Raw genomic sequence first — 5,338 nt, forward strand, 5'->3', positions numbered from 1 at the left:
TCATAGTCTTGCGCGACCGCTCGCGCAGTCAACGGTCCGGCAAGCCAGTGCGAATACGCCGATTTTTCCACGAGGCCGAAATCGCGCAGCCGGCTCAGCGCTTCGCGCACCGCACTTCGACTGACACCGAACGCGGTCGCCGCTGCAGTTTCGTCAATACGATAATGACCGAACGCGATCGCGATGGACACAACCGCTTCGAGCGCGTGATAGATCCGCTCGCTATTCGACGGCAATTCCAGCGGCGCCTGGGTCTGTTCGAAGCCAAGCGATGCTTCAGACAACGGCGCACGCAGCGGCTCAGGTGCGCTGCCGTCGGCGCCGGCAACGAGGTAACCGCGGCCTTCGAAGGTATGCAGTAAACCATCGGCGTGCAGCATCTCGAACGCCTTGCGCACCGGCACGCGACTCGTGCCGAAGATACGCGCGACCGGCCCTTCCAGCAGCACCAGCCCGGGCGCAATACGACCCAGCGCAATCGCACTTTTCAACTGGTCGTGTATCAGGCGATAACGCAACCGCGTATCCGTATCGATCAAGGTGTCGATCACGGATTCGGCTGCTTTGTCGGTTCGGGTCGGCTGCGTGAGCGCGGCGCGTGCGCTTCTTGTCATCGTCGGATCAGGGTTGCGGCGTCAGGCACGCATGAATTCGTTCCAGCGGCGCACCAGGTAGTTATGCTCGTCCATCACGGAATCCCACACGGCAATGCGGCCCATGCGCGCAACGTAATTACCACCGTCACGCTGCTGGCCGGCCGTGACCAGATGCTTGCTGGTCGGTCCGGGCAATTCCGCTTCGGCGGGTTTGCCATCGTACCAGTAAGCCCATTCAGCGTCGTTCAGATGACCACGCGAACGCTCGGGGTTCGAGATGTAGAAGCCCTGCCGCGCCATGGTCGCGCCGGCCCAGCCGTCGAGCCACCAGTTCAGATAATCATAAGCGGCGTCGAGTACACGGCCACGCGCAACACGCGAGAGCGCCATGCCGCCAAACCATGCGCGATACCCTTCGCGCGGACTCGCCAGCCGGAAGCGCAAGCCGGCGCGTTCCAGCTCCACCGTCGCCGGCGACCAGATGCTCTGGATTGCCACCTTGTTGGTAATCATCAATTGCGCGGCTTCGGCGAAGCTCGACCAGAAGCCGGCGAAATGGCCGCGTCGCTTGAAATCGATCAGCGTGGCGATCAGGCCATCAATCTCTTCAATCGTCAGATTGCCGATGTCGGCGAACTTCATCAGCCCCGCTGCCTCGACGGCAAGCGCCGCGTCGATCGCACCGATTGCCGCGTCGGCCTGCAGCGCGACTCGACCGCTGAGCTCGGGCGCGAGCAACCACGCCCAACTTTCTGGCGTGGCTTGCAGCGCGGCCGGCAATGCGTCTTCCAGATACACAAAGCTGTCCGCGTTATGCGTAAGCGGCAACATGCTGATGCGCCCGGTCGGCGTGCGCGCAAGCGAGTTATCAGGCTGCACGTAGAGGCGATCGACCGGCACGCTGCCCGCATTCGTGCAAGCGTGATCGCCGAGCTGGCCGGTACGCGGCAGCGAATTGATCTCGTCCCAGCGGCGAATCCGCGCGGTCTCGATCGGCTGCAACGCACGCGCCGGCCACAGGCAGTCGATGCTGTGAAACCACTGGTCGTAGACCTCGTAGTTTTCCGGATGCATGACGCCTGCGCGCTGCACGGCGGAGCCGTCATCGACGATAAAACGCAGCTTGATGCCGAGATCTTTCTCCGCCTGCTTGCGAATGTGTTCCTGCAGCGTGACCGTGGTGCCGAGCACGCGCAATTCGATCTTCGCCGGATGGATCGCGGCCGAGGTGGGTTTGGGGGACGTCGACTTGGGCTTCAATGCACCGCTTCTTCAAGATGATGTTGGAACCGTGCGTACGACGTTTCTATCGCGTCGCGGCTGAGGCCTTCGGTGATGAACACGAGCTGCGAGCGACGCCCCGGATCGGACGATGCCGAGGGCCAGGCGTCCAGATGCAGCACCGGATGAACCAGATGCTGCACGGCGTGCAGCACAGCCGGCTGGTCGGACCCCGCAATGGACAACAGACCCTTTACGCGCAAAATCTTATCACCGTGACGGTTGAGAAGCATCGTGAACCAGAGGGTGAAGACCTGCCAGTCGATGGGCGCGTCGATCTGCATGCAGAAAGACTGGATGGAGGCGGCGCTGGTTGAATAACGCTCGCCGCGATGTGCAAGCGGACCGTTCGTCGTCGGGTCTTCGTTCTCTTGGTTCGCTTCGTTCTCTTGGTTCGCCAGACGTAGGGCCCGTCCGAGACGTCCGATCAGATCGATCGAACTCGCCGATGCGAACAGCATGTCGAGCAAGGCGCGACCGGTGTGCTTGTTAATGCCCTTTGCGCTGGATACATCGCGGCGAATCAGGATCTCCGCGGCAGGATTGAGTGCCGCGAGCGAGGCGGCCAATTCCGTGATGTGTATGTCATCGACGAGATCGGGCTTGGAAATAAGCAACCGGTCCGCGGCCGTCACTTGCGCGAGCCATTCGGGATGCCGCGCTTGCTGCGCGGCGGCGTTCACGGCATCGACTACGGTAATGGTCGCGTTCAGCGCGTAGTGGCTACGGATCAGAGGATCGGCGAGAAGCGTGGCGATGATCGGCGCAGGCGTCGCGAGTCCGGTGGTTTCCAGCACGACTCGCGTGAACGGCGGCACTTCGCCACGGGCGCGTTGCGAGAAAAGTGTCGCGAGCGCGTCCTTCAATTCACCGCGGATCGAACAGCATACACAGCCGTTATCGAGCAGAACCGTGCGAGCGTCCACCTCGCCAATCAGCAGATGATCCAGGCCGACATCGCCGAATTCGTTGACGAGGACGGCGGTATCACGCGCGGCGTCGCCTCGCAGGACATCGGCGAGCAAGGTCGATTTGCCGCTGCCGAGAAAACCCGTGACGAGGGTTAGCGGCAGGATGTCGTAGGCGAGGCTCATGGCGTTGCCGGTTCGTCGATATAGAGCGTCAGCGGATCGAGTGGGCGACCGAGCATGCGTTCGGCCACGCGCCATACTTGCGCAAAATCGCTGACAAGTTCGCTCGCGCCCGTGGGCGATGACAACACGAACGACTGTCCATGGAAGTCATCGAGTTTGAGCCGGAACGGTAGCAGTACCCGATTGGCGAGCGCAGCCTGGATGAGACGCTGCCGACGCGGATTCGCGTCCGCCACCGGCGCCGTGGTGTTCGACCAGTGATTGCCACCGCCAAGCAATCTACACATGCCGCACATGTCTGCCTCTCCTGTCAGGTCGCTTGAGAAAATCTCATGGCATCACGTCGCCGGAATTCGGTCCGAGCGTCTGGCCAACAAACAAGTTACCGCCCGGATCCGATGCAAGCAGCAACGCCGTCGGTGCGACTTCATCGGTACGTCCAAAACGCCGCAACGGCAACTCCGCCGACTTCGCCTGCTTCCACGCCGCGCTGATGCCATCGACGAGCGGCGTCTCGATCGGCCCCGGCGCAATCGCGTTGACGAGCACGTTATCGGGCGCCACCTCCAGCGCGAGCGACTTCGTGAAACCGATCACGCCGGCCTTCGCCGCCGAGTAGTGACTCAGCTCAGCTCCCCCTTTGATGCCCAATTGCGAGGCAACGTTGATCACACGGCCCCAGCGTTGAGCGATCATTGAAGGCAGCGCGCGTCGCGTACACAAGAATACGCTGCGCAAGTCGACGCGCATCATGTCGTCCCACATCGCCGTGGTGAGATCCGTGCAACGCGCCTGCGTCAACATGCCGGCGTTGTTCACCAGGATGTCGATACCACCGAACGCTTCAATACAGGTATCGACAATCCGGTTCGCATCGGCTTCATCGCCGACATCCGCCTGCACCGTTTCGACTTTCGCGCCAGCGGCGCGGCACGCATCGGCCTGGACTGCAAGTCGCGCCGCGTCGCGATCTGCTAGCAGCAAACGCGCACCGGACGCAGCGTAAAGATTCGCGATCGCCGCGCCAATGCCGCTTGCCGCGCCGGTAACGACAGCGCGGCGGCCATCGAGTGAAAACAAAGTGGTCATTCGAAAACTCTCCTTAACCCGGCCAGCGCACGGTCAGGCCACCGTCGGCGATGATCGACTGGCCGGTGATATAAGACGCGTCGTCGCTCGTGAGGAAGCGGATCAGCGCGGCGATCTCCTGCGGCCGGCCAACCCGTTGCAGCGGAATCGCGCGTGCCGCTTCACGCAGGCCATCGGGGCCGAGCGAATTGACGGCATCGAGCGATTGCGGCGTTTCGATCAATCCCGGAATCACCGCGTTGCAGCGCACGCCACGCGGTGCGAGTTCCATGGCGACAGCGCGGCACAAGCCGGGTACGCCCGCCTTCGCAGCCGAATAATGCGCGTGTTGCTCCCAGCCGTAGACACCGCCGGCTATCGACGAAATGGCCACCATCGCGCCATGATCCTCAATGTGCCGGGCGGCTGCGCGAAAGGTCCGCATCACGCCGGACAGATCGACGTCGAGCATCTCGAACCATTGCTCGTCGCGCATCTCAGTGAGTGCGGCCTGACGCAGCAAACCCGCGTTGGCGACCGCGTAATCGAGCCGGCCGAACCGGTCGACGGCCACTTGCGCAAACGCTTCGACTTCATCCGCCGAGGTCACGTTGACCGCGTGCATGACGCACTCGCCACCCGCTTCCCGCACCGCGCGTTCGGTTTGCGCGGGGTCATGCGGATCGCCGGGAAAATATCCGCCGACCACCGCCACGCCAATCTGCGCATACGCCACTGCGAGCGCCTGTCCGATCCCGCTGGCCGCGCCGGTCACAATAGCGACGCGCTGCAATTTTCCCTTCGATGCTCCTGGCTTCGAGTTCATTTGATTTCCTCGGGATCGACGTGTTTCGCAAAGAAGATCAGCACGCCGGACAAGAAACACGGCACCGCGCCAAACCAGATGGCGGCGTGCATCCAGTCACCGCCATGGTTGAGCATGGCGGTCACGCCGACGCCGGCGAGAATTGCGCCAACCGGACCCATCGCATGGACGATCGAACTGCCGGTGCCGCGAATGGAAGTCGGATAGCTTTCGCCGATGAAAAACAGCGCGGCAGAATACGGTCCGATCAGGAAGAACAACCCGAGGCTATAAAGCGCTACGACAATGCCTGTGCTGCTCGGACCCATCAACATGCCGGCGAACGCAAGACCGCCGAGCATCCAGCCGATTGCCAGCGTGTTGCGCCGGCCGATCTTGTCGCCAATCCAGCCGTGGCTCAGGTATCCGCAATAACCGATCACGTTCGACAGCACCAGAATCAACAACGAGTTCTCGAACGACACGTTATGCAC

7 protein-coding genes are annotated in these 5,338 nt (G+C 62.4%); all 7 read right to left on the minus strand.

Going from position 1 to position 5,338, the window contains the following annotated elements; genetic code table 11:
• On the minus strand, nucleotides 1-614 hold a 614-nt coding region (locus JWR14_RS18605; protein ID WP_299709636.1), incomplete at its 3' end, for a GntR family transcriptional regulator.
• A gap of 21 nt (nucleotides 615-635) precedes the next feature.
• Nucleotides 636-1,787: an extracellular solute-binding protein gene (locus JWR14_RS18610; protein WP_299709646.1), complete on the minus strand. Its 1,152-nt coding sequence runs from the start codon at nucleotides 1,785-1,787 to the stop codon at nucleotides 636-638.
• 65 nt (nucleotides 1,788-1,852) lie between these two features.
• The gene (locus JWR14_RS18615) at nucleotides 1,853-2,971 is read right to left on the minus strand and encodes a GTP-binding protein (protein WP_299709638.1); all 1,119 of its coding nucleotides are present in this window, start codon (nucleotides 2,969-2,971) and stop codon (nucleotides 1,853-1,855) included.
• The gene (locus JWR14_RS18620) at nucleotides 2,968-3,267 is read right to left on the minus strand and encodes a hypothetical protein (protein ID WP_299709639.1); all 300 of its coding nucleotides are present in this window, start codon (nucleotides 3,265-3,267) and stop codon (nucleotides 2,968-2,970) included. The genes JWR14_RS18615 and JWR14_RS18620 overlap by 4 nt, the downstream gene beginning before the upstream one ends.
• Before the next feature lie 34 nt (nucleotides 3,268-3,301).
• Complete coding sequence (locus JWR14_RS18625) at nucleotides 3,302-4,060, minus strand: SDR family NAD(P)-dependent oxidoreductase (protein ID WP_299709641.1); 759 nt, start codon at nucleotides 4,058-4,060, stop codon at nucleotides 3,302-3,304.
• A gap of 13 nt (nucleotides 4,061-4,073) precedes the next feature.
• Complete coding sequence (locus JWR14_RS18630; RefSeq protein ID WP_299709643.1) at nucleotides 4,074-4,865, minus strand: SDR family oxidoreductase; 792 nt, start codon at nucleotides 4,863-4,865, stop codon at nucleotides 4,074-4,076.
• The coding region (locus tag JWR14_RS18635) for an MFS transporter (RefSeq protein WP_299709644.1) at nucleotides 4,862-5,338 on the minus strand (477 nt) is incomplete at its 5' end. The genes JWR14_RS18630 and JWR14_RS18635, both read right to left, overlap by 4 nt.

Source organism: Caballeronia sp. (assembly GCF_028292365.1).
Lineage (GTDB): Bacteria > Pseudomonadota > Gammaproteobacteria > Burkholderiales > Burkholderiaceae > Caballeronia.

What these genes read in the sequence shown, in the direction of transcription:
- JWR14_RS18615 (WP_299709638.1), bottom strand. Translation starts at nt 2,971, where the DNA reads ATGAGCCTCGCCTACGACATCCTGCCGCTAACCCTCGTCACGGGTTTT.
- JWR14_RS18620 (WP_299709639.1), bottom strand. Translation starts at nt 3,267, where the DNA reads ATGTGCGGCATGTGTAGATTGCTTGGCGGTGGCAATCACTGGTCGAAC.
- JWR14_RS18625 (WP_299709641.1), bottom strand. Translation starts at nt 4,060, where the DNA reads ATGACCACTTTGTTTTCACTCGATGGCCGCCGCGCTGTCGTTACCGGC.
- JWR14_RS18630 (WP_299709643.1), bottom strand. Translation starts at nt 4,865, where the DNA reads ATGAACTCGAAGCCAGGAGCATCGAAGGGAAAATTGCAGCGCGTCGCT.